General features: G+C 64.3%; 15 protein-coding genes. 9 read left to right on the top strand and 6 right to left on the bottom strand.

The window, feature by feature from the left end; all coding sequences use genetic code 11:
* Positions 1–2 precede the first annotated feature (2 nt).
* A complete protein-coding gene (locus tag ENE74_RS05750) occupies positions 3–365 on the top strand; it encodes a SpoIIAA family protein (protein WP_127689777.1) in 363 nt (120 codons plus the stop codon).
* Positions 366–402: 37 nt separating this feature from the next.
* Here the strand turns inward: ENE74_RS05750 and ENE74_RS05745 are convergent, their stop codons facing one another.
* Positions 403–1,290 (bottom strand): prephenate dehydratase, encoded by an 888-nt coding sequence (locus tag ENE74_RS05745; protein ID WP_127689775.1) that lies wholly within the window; start codon positions 1,288–1,290, stop codon positions 403–405.
* Between the two features lie 144 nt (positions 1,291–1,434).
* Here ENE74_RS05745 and ENE74_RS05740 point away from each other — a divergent pair, with 144 nt between their 5' ends.
* Complete coding sequence (locus tag ENE74_RS05740) at positions 1,435–2,040, top strand: c-type cytochrome (RefSeq protein WP_127689773.1); 606 nt, start codon at positions 1,435–1,437, stop codon at positions 2,038–2,040.
* Positions 2,041–2,079: 39 nt separating this feature from the next.
* Here the strand turns inward: ENE74_RS05740 and ENE74_RS05735 are convergent, their stop codons facing one another.
* Complete coding sequence (locus ENE74_RS05735; protein WP_127689771.1) at positions 2,080–2,958, bottom strand: LOG family protein; 879 nt, start codon at positions 2,956–2,958, stop codon at positions 2,080–2,082.
* Positions 2,959–3,007: 49 nt separating this feature from the next.
* Entirely contained in the window at positions 3,008–3,691 is a 684-nt protein-coding gene (locus tag ENE74_RS05730; protein WP_127689769.1) for an extensin family protein, read from the bottom strand.
* Between the two features lie 173 nt (positions 3,692–3,864).
* Here ENE74_RS05730 and ENE74_RS05725 point away from each other — a divergent pair, with 173 nt between their 5' ends.
* The 4 genes from ENE74_RS05725 to ENE74_RS05710 all read left to right on the top strand — a co-directional run bounded on the left by ENE74_RS05725 (position 3,865) and on the right by ENE74_RS05710 (position 8,282).
* On the top strand, positions 3,865–4,995 hold the full coding sequence (locus ENE74_RS05725; protein WP_127689767.1) for a phosphoserine transaminase: 1,131 nt from the start codon (positions 3,865–3,867) through the stop codon (positions 4,993–4,995).
* A gap of 125 nt (positions 4,996–5,120) precedes the next feature.
* Positions 5,121–6,701 carry a phosphoglycerate dehydrogenase gene (serA, locus tag ENE74_RS05720; protein ID WP_127689765.1) on the top strand — a complete coding sequence of 527 codons (1,581 nt, stop codon included), beginning with the start codon at positions 5,121–5,123 and terminating at the stop codon, positions 6,699–6,701.
* A gap of 55 nt (positions 6,702–6,756) precedes the next feature.
* Positions 6,757–7,146 (top strand): endonuclease domain-containing protein, encoded by a 390-nt coding sequence (locus ENE74_RS05715; protein WP_127689763.1) that lies wholly within the window; start codon positions 6,757–6,759, stop codon positions 7,144–7,146.
* Positions 7,143–8,282, top strand: coding sequence for an ATP phosphoribosyltransferase regulatory subunit (locus ENE74_RS05710; protein WP_127689761.1), 1,140 nt, complete (start codon positions 7,143–7,145; stop codon positions 8,280–8,282). Before ENE74_RS05715 ends, ENE74_RS05710 begins: the two co-directional genes overlap by 4 nt.
* Positions 8,283–8,518: 236 nt before the next feature.
* On the opposite strand, the gene ubiG is transcribed toward ENE74_RS05710, so the two are convergent.
* Positions 8,519–9,265, bottom strand: coding sequence for a bifunctional 2-polyprenyl-6-hydroxyphenol methylase/3-demethylubiquinol 3-O-methyltransferase UbiG (ubiG, locus tag ENE74_RS05705; protein ID WP_127689759.1), 747 nt, complete (start codon positions 9,263–9,265; stop codon positions 8,519–8,521).
* A gap of 94 nt (positions 9,266–9,359) precedes the next feature.
* Between ubiG and ENE74_RS05700 the strand changes: the two genes are divergently transcribed.
* Together ENE74_RS05700 and ENE74_RS05695 are read left to right on the top strand one after the other, a co-directional pair.
* The gene (locus ENE74_RS05700; RefSeq protein WP_127689757.1) at positions 9,360–10,619 is read left to right on the top strand and encodes an aspartate kinase; all 1,260 of its coding nucleotides are present in this window, start codon (positions 9,360–9,362) and stop codon (positions 10,617–10,619) included.
* Between the two features lie 168 nt (positions 10,620–10,787).
* On the top strand, positions 10,788–11,801 hold the full coding sequence (locus tag ENE74_RS05695) for an NAD(P)H-dependent flavin oxidoreductase (RefSeq protein ID WP_127689755.1): 1,014 nt from the start codon (positions 10,788–10,790) through the stop codon (positions 11,799–11,801).
* Positions 11,802–11,805: 4 nt separating this feature from the next.
* Here ENE74_RS05695 and ENE74_RS05690 read toward each other — a convergent pair whose 3' ends face one another.
* Positions 11,806–12,957: a Fic family protein gene (locus tag ENE74_RS05690; protein ID WP_127689753.1), complete on the bottom strand. Its 1,152-nt coding sequence runs from the start codon at positions 12,955–12,957 to the stop codon at positions 11,806–11,808.
* A 163-nt stretch (positions 12,958–13,120) separates the two neighbouring features.
* The gene (locus tag ENE74_RS05685; RefSeq protein ID WP_127690552.1) at positions 13,121–14,284 is read right to left on the bottom strand and encodes a pyridoxal phosphate-dependent aminotransferase; all 1,164 of its coding nucleotides are present in this window, start codon (positions 14,282–14,284) and stop codon (positions 13,121–13,123) included.
* Positions 14,285–14,436: 152 nt separating this feature from the next.
* Between ENE74_RS05685 and ptsP the strand changes: the two genes are divergently transcribed.
* Positions 14,437–16,707: a phosphoenolpyruvate--protein phosphotransferase gene (gene ptsP, locus ENE74_RS05680; protein ID WP_127689751.1), complete on the top strand. Its 2,271-nt coding sequence runs from the start codon at positions 14,437–14,439 to the stop codon at positions 16,705–16,707.
* Positions 16,708–16,821 lie beyond the last annotated feature (114 nt).

Raw genomic sequence — 16,821 nt, 5'->3', positions numbered from 1 at the left:
TCATGATAACACTGGAAACACATGACAATCTTGTACGCCTGCATACCGTTCCGGTCACGGATGTTCACCAGCTTGAGCGCGAGCAAAAGGAATTGACGGACGCGATCGTCACGATGATGCGGCAAACCGGCACCTGCAATCTCCTTGTCATATGTGCCGAGCTTTTGCCTGCTGCCTTGACGGACATGCTGGAACACGGGATTGCGCGGCTCCACATCCTGGGTGTGCGCCATGTCGCGATTGTCGTGTCGAGCGCCCTGATCCGGTTGCAGATCAAGCGGGTTGTTCAGGATGCGCCGGGCAATAGCGCCCTGTTCGCAACCGAAGACGAGGCGCGCGCATGGCTGAAGGAACGGCCGCGCTGATACTGGCTGCGGCCATAGCCAATCGCGACGGCACGGATCAGCTGCGCGGTCGCGCCTGCCGATAACTGCCCAATATGCGCACCCATTTGGTGTGGAACGTCAGCTCTTCCAGCGCGCGGTCGATGGCCGGCGTGCCGGGCATGCCCTCGATATCGGCGAAGAACTCCGTCATGGCGAAGCTCGCGCCGCGCTGATAGCTTTCCAGCTTGGTCATGTTGACGCCGTTGGTCGCAAAGCCGCCCAGCGCCTTATAGAGCGAGGCGGCGACGTTGCGCACTTCGAACAGGAACGTCGTCATCACCGGCCCGTCGCCATCGGGCACATGCGGTTCGCGCGCCAGCACGACGAAGCGCGTCATATTGTCGTCGCTGTCCTCGATGTTTTCCGCGATCAGCCGCAGGCCGTAGGTTTCGGCCGCGAGATAAGGCGCAATGGCGGCCGCCCCTTCCTCCTGCCGCTCCGCCACCAGCGCGGCGGCGCCTGCGGTGTCGGCATAGCTGACCGGCTGGATGCCCTGCGCACGCAGATAATGGCGGCACTGGCCAAGCGCCTGCGGATGGCTGATCGCACTGGTGACCGGCGTGTCGCTCACCGCCATCAGGCAGTGGCGGATGCGCAGGAAATATTCGTCGACGATATGCAGGCCGGATTCCGGGAGCAGAAAATGCATGTCCGCGACGCGCCCGTGCAGGGAGTTTTCGATCGGGATGATCGCCCGGTCGGCGCGCCCCTCGCGCACGGCGTCGATCGCATCTTCGAACGCGAAGCAGGGCAAGGGAATGCAATCGGGCGCATAGCCGAGCGCGGCCAGATGCGAATTGGCCCCCGGCGCGCCCTGATAGGCAATGGCGCGGGATGGGTCACGCGCGGCCTTTTCCGCCATTTCGGCGACCAGGCGCTGCGCAGGAAGGGGAAATGCGTCCATAGGCGCGTAGGCGCTTAGGCTCTCATCTGGATAGACGCAAGCGGTGCTTGCGCGTTCGCACTTGCGTCATTATGGCGGGCCGCATATGGCGCGCCCGAGGGATTTGAGGCGCAGGTACAGATCAGTTCGGAGGAAGTCTTACGCATGGACGATCGTTTCAATACCATGGCCGGCTGGGCGCTGTTCGCAGGGATCATCGCACTGGGTGGCACGATCGTCAGTGGCAAGATTTTTCACGGCGGACGGCCCGAGAAAATGGGCTATGCGATCGAAGGCGTGGAAGCCGAGGGCGGTGCCGGTGCGGACGAAGGCCCGGGCATCGCCACCTTGCTGGCGAGCGCCGATGTCGCGGCAGGTGAAAAGGTGTTCGGCAAGTGCGCGGCCTGCCACACGGTCAACCAGGGCGGCGCGAACGGCATCGGTCCCAATCTCTACGGCATCGTCGGCAAGCCGCATGCCAGCATCGCAGGCTTTGCCTATTCCGACGCGCTCAAGAGCGTGTCGGGCAACTGGACGTTCGAGGCGCTCGATGCCTGGCTGAAAAGCCCGCGCGCCTATGCCGACGGCACCAAGATGACCTTTGCGGGCCTGGGCAACGGCGTCGATCGTGCCAATGTGATCGCCTATCTCAATGCCCAGGGCTCCAACCTGCCGCTGCCCGCCGCAGAAGCTGCCCCTGCCGAAGCCGCCGCGAACGCTGCCGAACCGGCCGCCAATGCCGCGGAACCCGCCGCCAACGCAGCGGAATGACCCTATAATCCTCCCCTGGCAGGGGGAGGATTTGGAGCGTCAATCGCAGCCCATCAGATTGTCGTCCTTGTAGAAGGCGCAGACTGCCTTCCACGCGTCCTCGGCCGTTTCAACCCAGGTGATGAGGTCGAGATCGCGATGCGCGATCACGCCTTCGTCGGCCAGCGCCTCGAAATTGACGACTCTGTTCCAGAATGCCCGCCCGAACAGCAGCACCGGTATGGGCTTCATCTTGCCCGTCTGAATGAGGGTCAGCAGCTCGAACATTTCGTCGAAGGTGCCAAAGCCGCCGGGAAACACCGCCAGCGCCCGCGCCCGCAGCAGAAAATGCATCTTGCGCAGCGCGAAATAATGGAACTGGAACGACAATTCCGGCGTCACATAGATATTGGGGGCCTGTTCGTGCGGCAGCACGATGTTCATGCCGATCGAAGGCGCGCCGACATCCGCCGCGCCGCGATTGGCCGCTTCCATGATCGAGGGGCCACCCCCTGAACAGACGACGAAGTTCTGCTGCCCGTCCTCGCCAACGGGATAGCGCGCGGCGATGTTCGCAAGACGGCGGGCTTCGGTATAATATTGCGATTTGTCGACGAGGCTCTGCGCGATGCGGCGTTCCGCATCGGTCGTCGCCTGGGCCAGCCGCGCCGTCGCCTTGTCGGGATCGGGGATGCGCGCCGAGCCATAGAAGACAAAGATCGATTCGATCTTCGCTTCGTTCATCAGCAATTCGGGCTTGAGCAGCTCAAGCTGGAACCGCACCGGGCGCAGGTCTTCCCGCAACAGAAAGTCGGTGTCCTGAAACGCCAGCCTGTATGCGGCGCTGGTGGTTTGCGGGGTCTGAAGATTCTTGGCGGCGTCTTTCGCTTCCTGCTTGGCAGGGCGAAACTTGCGCTCTTCTAGCTCTTTTCTGGTCATCGACCGCCATTAGCCAAGGGGCATGCGCTTGCCAAGGCCATCGGCTGCATCAACGGCAATAGGTGCCGCGCCCGCCCAGGTCGAAATGCAGATGATCGTGATGCGCGGCGTTGTAATCGGGGCTGAGGACAGTGCGAAATCGCCTGCACGCGCTTTGCCGGACGGTGCGGAGGAACTGCCGTTCGCGATCGTCGCCGGTCCAGCCGTTCTTCACCGAAACGCGCCGCCCGTCCGCCAGCACGAAGGCCGCGACATCCACCGCATTGCTCTTGGCATGTTCGGAAAGACGGCCCGAACCGGCGATGGGGCGGCAGCTATAGGTGCCGAAGGTCTCGATCCGCACCAGCTCTGCCCCCAGAAACAGCCGCGCGGCCGGCTGCACCCCATAGCGCGCCCAGCCGACGAACTTTTCGGCGAGCGGACATGTCATCGTGGTGAGGTTGGTCGTGGGTACGCCGAAATCGAGCAGCTTGACCGACCCGATGGCAGTGCACCCGCCGCTGAACCGCCGATCGGGCAAGGCCTCCAGGCGGACGCCCGCCGACCGGAGTTTCGCGATGCACTGGCGGATTTCGGGGGACTGGGCGTTCGCCGGTGCCGGAGCGGGTGCACGCACCGGGCGCACGCTGCGGCGCGGCTCAGGCGTCCCGCCGCAGCCCGCAATCAGCGCGCACAGGGCCGCAACCGCGGCACAACGCACGGACAGCGCGCCTCTTTTCCATCGCCGGCTCATCGCCGGACATATAGCAGGCGATGGTTAACGGGAGGCAACGGCCAGGCCCATCGGCTGGTCGTGCGCGCGGCCCCTGTCGGCGATGGCGCTTGACTAATCCCCGGGCATCTATAGGGCGGCCGACGGGCCACGCGGTCCCAACGCCGCGCGTGCTCTCTGTAAGGAGAGACTATATGACTGATGTACCCCGTCCGGGCATTTTGCCTGCGCGTCCGTTCTTTTCCTCCGGCCCCTGCGCCAAGCCGCCCGGCTGGACCCCCGAAAAACTTGGGCTCGAATCGCTTGGGCGCTCACACCGGTCGAAGATCGGCAAGGCGCGCCTCGCCTATTGCATCGATCTGATGCGCGAATTGCTCAACCTGCCCGACACGCATCGCATCGGCATCGTGCCGGGATCGGACACCGGCGCCTTCGAAATGGCGATGTGGACAATGCTGGGCGCGCGGCCGGTCACCGCGATGGCGTGGGAGAGCTTCGGCGAAGGCTGGGTGACCGACGCGGTCAAGCAACTCAAGATCGATCCGATCGTCGTGCGCGCCGATTATGGCCAGCTGCCCGATCTGTCGGCCATCGATTTCGCGACCGACGTGCTGTTCACCTGGAACGGTACGACATCGGGCGTGCGCGTGCCCAATGCCGACTGGATTCCCGACGACCGCGAAGGCCTCACCTTCGCCGACGCGACCAGCGCGGTGTTCGCTTATCCGATCGACTGGACGAAGATCGACGTCGCCACTTTCTCCTGGCAGAAAGTGCTGGGCGGCGAAGGCGGGCATGGCGTCCTCATCCTTGGCCCGCGCGCGGTCGAGCGGCTGGAAAGCTATACCCCCGCCTGGCCGCTGCCCAAGGTCTTCCGTCTCGTCTCGAAGGGCAAGCTGACCGAAGGCGTGTTCAAGGGCGAAACGATCAACACACCCTCGATGCTGGCGGTCGAGGATGCGATCGTGGCGCTGGAATGGGGCAAGTCCATCGGCGGCGCGGCGGGCCTGATCGCGCGTAGCGATGCCAATGCGGCGGCCCTGGATGCAATTGTGGGGTCGCGCGACTGGCTCGGCCATCTTGCTGTCGATCCGGCGTCGCGCTCCAGGACCAGCGTGTGCCTGACGGTCGAAGGGGCCGACGAAGCGTTCATCAAGAGCTTTGCAGGGCTCCTCGAAAAGGAAGGCGCGGCGTTCGACATCGCTGGCTATCGCGATGCCCCGCCGGGCCTGCGCATCTGGTGCGGCGCGACCGTGGACACCGCCGACATAGAGGCGCTCGGTCCCTGGCTCGACTGGGCCTATGCCCAGGTCAAGGCTGCCTGAACCTCCTCTCCCCTCCCCATCACGTCATCCCAGCGAAGGCTGGGATCTCAGGCCTCTAGGTCCGACCCAGCCGCCCGAGATCCTGACCTTCGTCAGGATGACAAATAGCAGAAAGGCTATTTGTCATGCCCAAAGTTCTCATTTCCGACAAAATGGACCCCCGCGCCGCCCAGATTTTCCGCGATCGCGGCGTCGAGGTCGACGAAATCACCGGCAAGACGCCCGAAGAGCTGATCGCCATCATCGGCCAGTATGACGGTCTCGCCATCCGTTCTTCCACCAAGGTGACGAAGGCGATTCTCGACGCGGCGACCAATCTGAAAGTCATCGGCCGCGCGGGGATCGGCGTCGACAATGTCGACATCCCCTATGCGTCGGCCAAGGGGGTGGTCGTCATGAACACCCCGTTCGGCAATTCGATCACCACGGCCGAACATGCCATCGCGCTGATGTTCGCGCTTGCCCGCCAGCTGCCCGAAGCCGACGCCTCGACGCAGGCGGGCAAATGGGAAAAGAACCGCTTCATGGGTGTCGAAGTCACCGGCAAGACGCTGGGCCTGATCGGCGCGGGCAATATCGGCTCGATCGTCGCCAGCCGCGCGCTGGGGCTGAAGATGAAGGTTGCCGCCTTCGACCCGTTCCTGACCCCCGAACGCGCGATCGAAATCGGCGTCGAGAAAGTGACGCTGGACGACCTGCTGGCCAAGGCGGACTTCATCACGCTGCACACCCCGCTGACCGACCAGACGCGCAACATCCTGAGCCGCGAGAATCTGGCGAAGACCAAGCCGGGCGTGCGGATCATCAACTGCGCGCGCGGCGGCCTGATCGACGAGGCGGCGCTGAAGGAAGGCCTTGAAAGCGGGCATATCGCAGGCGCGGCGCTCGATGTGTTCGCGGTCGAACCGGCCAAGGAAAACCCGTTGTTCGGAACCCCCAATTTCATTTCCACCCCGCATCTGGGCGCATCGACCGACGAGGCACAGGTGAACGTCGCGCTTCAGGTGGCCGAGCAGTTGTCCGACTATCTGCTGGAAGGCGGCGTAACCAATGCGCTCAACATGCCCAGCCTGTCCGCCGAGGAAGCACCGAAGCTCAAGCCCTATATGGCGCTCGCCGAAAAGCTCGGCAGCCTGCTGGGGCAGCTTGAGGGCGACAAGGTGCAAGGCATCGCCATCGAAGTGGAGGGTCATGCCGCCGAACTGAACCAGAAGCCGATTACCGCGGCGGTGCTGGCAGGCCTGATGCGCGCCTATTCGGACACGGTGAACATGGTCAACGCGCCCTATCTCGCCAAGGAACGCGGCCTCGACGTGCGTGAGGTGCGGCACGACCGCGAAGGCGCCTACCAGACGCTGGTGCGCGTGACCGTGCAGACGCCGAGCGGCGAACGCTCGATCGCGGGCACTCTCTTTGGGCCGGAGCAGCCGCGTCTCGTCGAACTGTTCGGCATCAAGGTGGAGGCCGATCTGGCGGGGAATATGCTGTACATCGTCAACCAGGACGCGCCCGGCTTCATCGGCCGCATCGGCACGGCGCTGGGCACGGCAGAGGTCAACATCGGCACCTTCCATTTGGGCCGCCGCAATCAGGGCGGCGAAGCGGTGCTGCTGCTGTCGGTCGACGGTACGGTCACCGAACCGCTGCTGTGGGACATCTGCAAGCTGGACGGCGTGAAGACGGTGAAGCTGCTGCGCTTCGGGTAAAGTGTGACAAGAGGCCCTCCCCCCTCGGGGGGAGGGTTTGGGAGAGGGGGCACCGGTGCGTCTTGATCCAGAGCTGAAAGAACGCGCGAAACATATGCGCGCCAACCCGACGCCCGCCGAACAGAAGCTGTGGCTTGCCCTCCGTGCGAACCGGTTCGAAAATCAACAGTTCACGCGCCAGACTATCATTGCGCCCTATATCGTCGATTTCGCTTCAAAGGCAGACCGGCTGATCATAGAAGTCGATGGGGATACACATTCGGCCGAAGATCGCTATGACGCGAGGCGAACAGAGTTTCTTGAATCGCTGGGATACCGCGTGATCCGTTTCGCCAATCATGATGTGCTGGATAATCTGGAAGGGGTGCTCGGCGCGATTGCGCAAGCATTGCGCGCTTCCCCCTCTCCCCAGCCCTCCCCCCACAGGGGGAGGGAGCAGAAATGACCACGCCCAACGCCATCACCGGCCTGCTGCCCGAAGGCCTGTCCGACCGCCTGCCCCCCGCAGCGGAGGCGTCCGCGCATCTGGCGCGCAGCGTGCTGGATACGGTGGCGGCGCATGGCTATGCCCGCGTGATGCCGCCCATCGCGGAGTTCGAGGAGACGCTGACGCAGCGCCTCAAGTCCGCGCGCGCGCAGGATTTGCTGCGCGCCGTCGATCCGCTCTCGCAACGCACCCTCGCCATCCGGCCCGACATGACGGCGCAGGTCGGCCGCATCGCCGCCACCCGCCTGGCCGCCGCCGCCCGTCCGCTGCGCCTCTCCTACGGCGGGCCGGTGCTGAAACTGCGCGCGAACCAGCTGCGCCCCGAACGCGAACAGTTGCAAGTGGGCGCCGAGCTGATCGGCACCGACAGTGTCGCCGCCGCCGTGGAAATCGTGAACGTCGCGATCGAGGCTTTGCAGGCAGCGGGCGTCACCGGCATCACCATAGACTTCACCCTGCCCGACCTGATCGACACGCTGGCCGCCGGGCCCATGCCGCTGAGCGATACCGAGCGCGAAGCGGTGCGCAGCGAACTGGACGCCAAGGATGCCGGCGCCCTGGTCGCACTGGGCACCGGTCCCGCCGCCTATCTGCCGCTGATCGAGGCGGCTGGTCCCTTCCACGCCGCCATGGACCGGCTGGAGGCGATCGACGCTGCGACCGGCGACGGCCAGCTCGCCAGCCGCATCGCCGCGCTGCGCGCCATCGCGAAACCAATCGGCTGGGACATCACCCTCACGCTCGACCCCACCGAACGGCACGGCTTCGAATATCAGAGCTGGTTCGGATTCTCGATCTTCGCGGAAGGCTTCGTCGGCGAAATCGGCCGCGGCGGCAGCTACGCCATCCTGCGCAGCGACGGCAGCGAGGAACCCGCCATCGGCTTCTCGCTCTACCCCGATCCCCTGATCGACGCAGGCTTCGGCGCGATGCCGGTCAGGCGGCTGTTCCTGCCGCTGGGGCATGATGCAGCGCGGGCGAAGGCCTTGCGGGCGGAAGGATGGCGGACGGTCGCGGCGCTGTCGGACGCGGATGACGGCGCGGCCTTGGGCTGCTCGCACTGGCTGGATGGGGATGCGGCGCGGGGGTATTGAATAGGGGAAGAGTTATAAATCCGTTCGCCCTGAGCTTGTCGAAGGGCCGCACTGAACGAAGTGAAGGAGCTTCGCTAACGCTCAGCAGAACCCTTCGACAGGCTCAGGGCGAACGGGGAGCAAATATTGCGCATAATCACCCCTGTCATTCCCGCGAAGGCGCGGATCCATCTCTCGTCATTGCCGCTTCGGTGCGGATGGCGAGGTGAATCCCGGACAGCGAAGAAGAACAAGGTTTATGCAGTGCGCCGCGCCGTCAGCAGATAATTCAACCCCATCTTCTCCGACAACACGAAGCCCTTCGCCGGGTCCAGCGTCAGCCCGCTCCAGCCCGTCACCTCCAGCCCCGCCGCGACCAGCATCGGCTCGATTTCCTCGGGCGTCAGGAACTTGCCCCAGTCGTGGGTGCCGCGCGGGATTTGGCCCAGGCCTTCGCCCAGCGTAATCAGCGCGAGCCGCGAGAGCGCCGTGCGGTTGGGCGTGGAGAGTATCAGCAGCCCGTCGGGCGCCAGCGCGTCGGCCAGACCGCGCAGGAACAGCGCGGGGTCAGTCACATGCTCGATCACTTCCATGCTCGTCACCAGATCGAAGCCGCCTTCGCCCAGCGTCTCCACCCCGACCGCGCGATAGTCGATCGACAGCCCCTGCCCCGCCGCATGCGCCTGCGCCGCTGCGATGTTCTCCGGTGCGGCATCGATGCCCGTCACCTGCGCGCCCATCCGCGCCAGCGGTTCGCACAAAAGTCCCGCGCCGCAGCCCACATCCAGCGCGCGTTTCCCCGCCAGCGGCCGCAGCGCCTTCGCATCGCTGCCCCAATGCGCGTCCACCGCGCGGCGGATGTAGGCCAGACGTACCGGGTTCAGCCGGTGCAGCATCGCGCTGCTCCCTTTCGGGTTCCACCAGTCGGCCGCCAGCGTGCCGAAATGCGCGGCCTCCGCTGGGTTGATGGTCGATCCGCTTTGCGCTGCCGCGTTGCTTGCCATATCTGTTCCAACTTACTAAGGGAGGCGCGCTTTTGCACCCCTTCGGAACCCCGTTTCCGACATATTCTTACCCACAGCAAGGCTGACAGCAGATATGGCGCGCATCGTGATGAAGTTCGGCGGCACCTCCATGGCCGGGATGGAGCGGATTCGCAATGTGGCGGCGCGGGTGAAGCATGTCGTTTCGCAGGGCAATGAAGTCGCGGTTGTGGTTTCGGCCATGGCGGGGGAGACCGACCGGCTCGTCGGTTTCTGCCGGGAGGCGAGCGCGCTCTATGATCCGGCGGAATATGATGTCGTCGTCGCATCGGGCGAACAGGTGACGAGCGGGCTGCTCGCCATGACGCTTAAAGCCATGGGCGTGGACGCGCGCAGCTGGCTCGGCTGGCAGCTCCCCATCCGCACGATCGAGGCGCACGCCAAGGCCCGCATTTCGGACATAGAGACCGGCGCGCTGATCGCCGCCATGTCCTCCGGCCAGGTCGCGGTCATCCCCGGTTTTCAGGGGATGATGGACGACGGCCGCATTTCCACGCTGGGCCGCGGCGGATCGGACACCTCCGCCGTCGCCGTCGCCGCCGCGCTGAAGGCGGATCGCTGCGACATCTACACCGATGTCGACGGTGTCTATACCACCGACCCGCGCATCGTCGCCCGCGCGCGCAAGCTCGACATGGTGACGTACGAGGAAATGCTGGAGCTGGCGTCGGTCGGCGCCAAGGTGTTGCAGACCCGGTCGGTCGGCCTGGCGATGAAGGAAGGGGTGCGCGTGCAGGTGCTCTCCTCTTTCGACGATCCCACGCAGGATGACCTGCCCGGCACGCTGATCGTCAGCGAACAAGAATTGGAGGACAGCAAGATGGAACGTCAGCTCATCACCGGCATCGCCCATGACAAGAACGAGGCGAAGATCATCCTGACCCGCGTGCCGGACAAGCCCGGCGCGGTCGCCAGCATCTTCAGCCCGCTGGCCGAAGCCAGCATCAACGTCGACATGATTATCCAGAACGACAGCAAGGACAAGGAAGAGACCGACGTCACCTTCACCGTGCCGCGTGCGGACCTGGCGCGCAGCGTAGACCTGCTCGAATCGCTGAAGGACCAGATCGGCTTCTACCGCATCATCACCGATGTGGAGGTAGCGAAGATCAGCGTCGTCGGCGTCGGCATGCGCAGCCATGCCGGGGTCGCCGCGACGATGTTCCGCACCCTCGCCGATCGCGGCATCAATATCGAGGCGATCTCCACCAGCGAAATCAAGGTCAGCGTGCTGATCGACGAGGACGAGACCGAACTGGCCGTGCGCGTCCTGCACACCGCCTATGGGCTGGACGCCGACGCGCCGGTGGCTTGACGCGCACCTTCTCCTGCGGGGGAAGGGCATCTTGACACTGTCTCCCCTCCCCTTCAGGGGAGGGGCAGGGGGTGGGGCATGTAAGCGGTCTTTCCGCACTATCGCACATGCCGGACAGCCCCCACCCCTACCCCTCCCGTGAAGGGGAGGGGCTTTGATGAGAGAGATATGACCAACCCCACACTCACCACTCTCATGGCGCGCGGCAGCGCCTTTCTGGGGTGCGATGCCGCGATCCTGTGCGGGGCGATGAGCTGGGTGAGCGAACGTCATCTGGTCTCCGCCATATCCAACGCCGGGGCGTTCGGCGTGATTGCCTGCGGCGCGATGACGCCCGCGCTGCTCGACGCGGAAATCGCCGCGACCAGGGCGCTGACCGACAAGCCCTTCGGCGTCAACCTCATCACCATGCACCCACAGCTGTTCGACCTGATCGAGGTCTGCGCGAACCATGATGTGTCGCATATCGTCCTTGCCGGGGGCCTGCCGCCCAAGGGCAGCATCGAGGCGATCAAGCAGAAGGGCGCGAAGCTGCTCTGCTTCGCCCCTGCCCTGTCGCTCGCGAAGAAGCTCGTGAAATCGGGCGTCGATGCACTGATCGTGGAGGGCATGGAGGCGGGCGGCCATATCGGCCCGGTTGCCACCAGCGTCCTCGCCCAGGAAATATTGCCCGAAATGGCGCAGCAGGTGCCGGTGTTCGTCGCGGGCGGCATCGGCCGCGGCGAAGCGATCGCCGCCTATCTGGAAATGGGCGCAGCGGGCGTGCAACTTGGCACCCGCTTCGCCTGCGCGACCGAAAGCATCGCGCATCCCAATTTCAAGAAGGCGTTTTTCCGCGCGTCCGCCCGCGATGCGATCGCCAGCGTACAGATCGACCCGCGCCTGCCCGTTATTCCCGTGCGCGCGCTCAAGAACGCCGGGACCGAAGCCTTCACCGCCAAGCAGCGCGAAGTCGCCGCGCTGCTGGACAGCGGCGCGCTCGACATGGGCGCAGCGCAATTGCAGATCGAACATTATTGGGCCGGGGCGCTGCGCCGCGCGGTGATCGACGGCGATGTCGAGGGCGGCAGCCTGATGGCGGGCCAGTCCGTCGGCATGGTCACGCGGGAGGAACCGGTTGCGGACATCATTGCCGCGCTGATGACCGAAGCAGCCGGGGCGCTGGCAAAACGCGCAGCGTGATCCATCATATGTCGTTGAAAAGTGCCATATAGCGTTCATATACGTAGACACGATTTCGCTTCTGGCCGGTAACTTCGGTTAGCAAACCGATCCGTTCCAGCGTGGCGATAATGGCATTGGCGGTTTGGTAGGTCGTCGCATGTTCGCGCGCCACCATATTGGGCTGAATGACAGGCAGCTTGTAAAGGCGGTCAAGGACACGCAGCGGCAGGCTGGCGGATCGGTCGAAATTGTTGATGACAAGCTGACGGTCCTCTTCCCGCAACCGCAGGACCCTCTTCGCCGTTTCCGCGGCAAGATTGGCAACGGAGGCTACACCGTTGAGAAAGAAAAGCAGCCATCCTTCCCAATCTCCGGCATCGCGAATGGCCTGCAAACGCTGATAATATTCCTGCCGGTTTTCCTTGAAGAAGTAGGAGAGATAAAGGACAGGCTGCGACAGTATTTTTTTCTCGACGAGATAAAGCGTTATCAGCAATCGTCCCAATCGCCCGTTGCCATCCAGAAAAGGATGGATTGTTTCAAATTGCCCGTGAATCAAGCCCGCCTTGATGAGGACGGGCATCCGACTTTCGTCGTGAATGAAGTTTTCCAGATTGCCCAGACATGACGACAGCGCGTGATGCGGTGGCGGCACGAAAAGCGCATTGCCAAGGCCGCATCCCGCCGCACCAATCCAGTTCTGGCTTGTCCTTATGTCCCCCGGCAACTGATGCTGCCCGCGTACATCGCGCATCAATATGCCATGCAGTTTTGATATGAGCCGCGTGGATATGGGCAGGCTATCGAGCAGGGCGACCCCTTCGCGCATCGACACTATGTAATTCTGCACTTCCCGCACATCCGATGGCCGGGCACGATCCAGAACCGCGGCTTCCGCTTTCACAACATCGCTCAGCGAAGCCTGCGTACCTTCAATCTGGCTGGACAGCACGGCTTCCTTGCGCACGAACATCGACAGGAAGAGTTCGGGGTCCGGCAATGTTTCGATCGAACCATCGAGCCGTCCCAGGGCGCGATCGGCATTGGACAGGGCCGTTGTCAGACCATCGTCAGTGACGATCGGCGGGACAGGCGGCAGAGGGGCGGGTATGAACGCGCGATAGCCCTGCGGCTGGAGAACGTAGCGCCCTGCTCTGTCAATATGTCTCGTCATTCAGCTTCATTTCAATATGCGCGATGTTCCACCTCCATATATGCGCCAGGCTTTAATATAAACCCTTTCCCGTCGCGTTGTTCAAATCCGCTGATATAATGAGAAAGGGAAGCGGGCGGATGCTCGCTTCCCTTTGCACCATGGGCAATTGCGACGGCGCGCCCTAAGCCATCAGCACCTTGTCCAGCGCGATCTTGAACTTTTCCATGTCCTCGGCCGATCCCACGGTGACGCGCGAGACGGTCGGCCAGATTTCCCAGCTCCGGCCGATCTGCACCATCTGCGCCAGCATCTTGCCTTGCATTTCCTTGGCGGGCTTGCCCCAGTCGAGCATGAACATATTGCCTTCGCTGCCCGTCTGATAAGCTATGCCGCGCTTCTTGAGATGCGCCAGCGTGTCTTCGCGCACGGCGATCATTTCCGCACGGCGCGCCTTGATCGCATCGAACGCCGTATAGGCCGCCGTGCCGCAGGCCAGCGCCGTCACCGGCAAAGTCCCCGTCACCTGCCGCCCGTCATAGCGCATCATCTGCATGTGCAGTGCGGGATCGGCGAAGGTGAGGCCCAGGCGGATGCCCGCCATGCCGAACAGCTTGGAAAAGGTCCGCATGACGATCACGTCCTTGCGGCTTTTCGCCAGGCCCATGGCGCTCGGCGCTTCGGAGAAATGCAGATAGGCTTCATCGACCAGCAGCACCGAATCGGCAGGCTTGTTGTTGGCCAGCCATTCGATGTCGGCGAGCGGCGTGACGGTGCCGGTCGGATTGTTGGGCGACACGATATAGTAGAGGCCGGCATTGGGATTGGCCGCCAGCATCGCCTTCACGTCCGCGCCCTTGCCCGGCTGCATCGCGACTTTCGCGAGCGGCGCTTTCAGCCATGCCGCGGCGCGCCAGGCGGATTCGAACGTCGGGTCGGGAGTCACCAGGCCTTTTTCAGGCGAGCAGAAGGCAATGACCGAGCGTACCAGCGGATCGCCCGAACCCGGCCAGGGCAGAATGCGGTCTTCCCCGATGCCTTCCACCTGCGCCACCGTCTTGAGAAACTGACCGCGCAGATCGCCCGGATCATAGCGGTTGCCCTGCGCCACGACCTTCGCCGCGGCTTCGGCAGCGACCGGGAAAGGGCCGGTCCAGCATTCATTGGCACCGATCTGCACCGCGCCTGCCACGGCGCGCGCCGCCTGGCTCTGCGCGAAGGCGGGGCGGAACGACGTGATCGTTGCCGCCGCGCCCAGCAGCGCCGCCACTTGCCCGATCTGGCGCCGCGAATAGCCCCGGTCGATAAGGTCCCCTCGCGCCGCCGCGTCGATTCCCGTCATGCTCATGTCCTGCCGTCCCCTGATATGGATTGACTTCACCTCACCGCCCTGAACGAACAGGCTCTCACGATCCGCCATCATCGGCAACCGGGCCGAGCAATAATTCGGCATCAAACTCCCTGTTGGAAGCGGACCCCGCTTTCTGTTAGCGATTGAGGATGACGTCCTCGCCCGCCACTGCCGCCCGCAAGATATTGAGCCGCCTGCACGAGCTGATGGCATCGCGCCATGCCGCGCAGCAAAAGCTGAACAAGGTGGTGGAGATCATCGGCGAGGAACTGTCGAGCGAAGTCTGCTCCATCTATCTGCTGCGCGAGGGCCTGCTGGAGCTTTACGCCACGCGCGGGCTGAAACAGGAGGCGGTACATGTCGCCAAGCTCGCCATGGGCCAGGGTCTGGTCGGCACGATCGCGAGCAATGTCGAAACGCTCAACCTCGATGAAGCCGCTGCGCACCCGGACTTTGCCTATCTGCCCGAAACCGGCGAGGAGCTGTTCCACAGCTTCGCGGGTGTTCCGATCGTCCGGAAAGAACGGTCAGTCGGCGTATTGTGCGTGCAGCATGTCGATCCCCGCCGCTATGAGGAGATCGAGATAGAGGCGTTGCAGACGGTCGCCATGGTCCTTTCCGAGCTGATTGCCAATGCGGGGCTGGTCGACGACAGCCGCACCGACGACCGCGTGACCGGCACCGGGGCAAATGTGCTGACCGGCCTGCAACTGGTGATGGGCATGGCGCGCGGCCATGCGGTGTTCCATCAGCCGCGCATCCACATCGAACATACCGTGGCGGAGGATACCGAGGCGGAGCGGCAGCGCGTCTATTCCGCCTTTACCAAGATGCGCGAGCAGATTGACCGGATGGCCGGCGCGTCGGAGTTCGGCGTGGACGGCGAACATCAGGAGGTGCTCGATACCTACAAGATGTTCGCCTATGATGAAGGCTGGGCACGACGCATCAACGAGGCGATCGACAGCGGACTGACCGCCGAGGCCGCGATCGAGCGGGTGCAGCAGCGCACCCGGATGCGGATGCGGCAGATCCAGGACCCGCTGTTGCAGGACCGGATGCATGATCTGGAGGATCTGGCCAACCGGCTGTTGCGCATCGTGTCCGGCCAGCTTGGCACCGCGGCGCAGCTTGGCCTGCGGCAGGACGCGATCCTGATCGCCCGCAACCTCGGCCCGGCCGAGCTGCTGGAATATGACCGCCGCCGCCTGAAAGGCGTGATCCTGGAGGAAGGATCGCTGACCGCGCATGTCATCATCGTCGCCCGCGCGATGGGGGTCCCCGTGCTCGGCCGGGTGCGCGATATCCGGCATCAGGTGAACGAAGGCGACCTCATCCTGATGGACGTGATCGAGAACCGCGTGTTCGTGCGCCCCAGCCCGGATATGGACGAGGCCTTCGACAACAAGCTGAACCTGACGCAGAAGCGCCGTGCCGCCTTTGCCGCCGCGCGCGACCTGCCGCCGGTGACGAAGGACGATACGCGGATCGAGCTGATGGTCAACGCGGGCCTGCGCGACGACGTGTCGGCGCTCGACGTCACCGGCGCGGACGGCATCGGCCTGTTCCGCACCGAGTTCCAGTTCCTCGTGTCGGCAACGATGCCGCAGCGCGAGCGGCAACAGCGCCTCTACAAGGATGTGCTGGATGCGGCGGGCGACCGCCCAGTCATTTTCCGAACGGTCGACATCGGCGGCGACAAGGCGCTGCCCTATATGCGGCATGACGAGGATACCGAGGAAAATCCGGCGATGGGCTGGCGCGCGCTGCGCCTCGCGCTCGACCGGGATGGCCTGATGAAGGCGCAGGCGCGTGCCCTGCTGGAAGCGGCGGCCGGGCGGACGCTCTATGTCATGTTCCCGCTCATCTCCGAACCCTGGGAGTTCGACGCGGCGCGCGCCCTTATCGAAAAGCAGCGGGAATGGCTGATCCGGCAGCGCAAGGCGGTGCCGGTGGTGGTCCGCTATGGCGCGATGCTGGAGGTGCCCGCCCTCGCCGAAGTGCTCGATCTGCTGCTGCCGCGCCTCGATTTCCTCTCGATCGGCACCAACGATCTGACGCAATTCCTGTTCGCCGCCGACCGCGCGCATCCCAAGCTCGCGGAACGCTATGACTGGCTCAGTATCGCCATCCTACGTTTCCTCTCGCGCATCGTCACCGCCTGCGAGGCGCACAAGGTGCCCGTGGGCGTCTGCGGCGAAATGGGCGGCCGCACGCTGGAGGCGATGGCGCTGCTGGGCCTGGGCATCCGGCGCCTGTCGATCACGCCCGCGTCGATCGGTCCGGTCAAGGCGATGATCCGGTCGGTCGAACTTGCACCGTTGCGCGCGGAAATGACACGCCTGCTGTCCGACGGAACCGCCAATGCCCGCGATGCGCTGCGCGACTGGGCGGAAAAGCGGCGGATCGAGCTTAGCTGACGACGACCTGAAAGAGGCGCGCTTTTCCTTGCCCTCGGCGTTGACATAGGGCGCGCCGGAATGAGACAAGTTGCCAGCAAGGTCGCATGGGCGGCCCCCGGCAGAGGGGCATGA

The sequence above is a fragment of the Sphingobium algorifonticola genome (genome assembly GCF_004005485.1).
In the GTDB taxonomy this organism is placed as follows: Bacteria; Pseudomonadota; Alphaproteobacteria; order Sphingomonadales; family Sphingomonadaceae; genus Sphingobium; species Sphingobium algorifonticola.
Note: the sequence above shows the minus strand (reverse complement) of the source record. Positions and strands in the feature narration are given on the sequence as shown.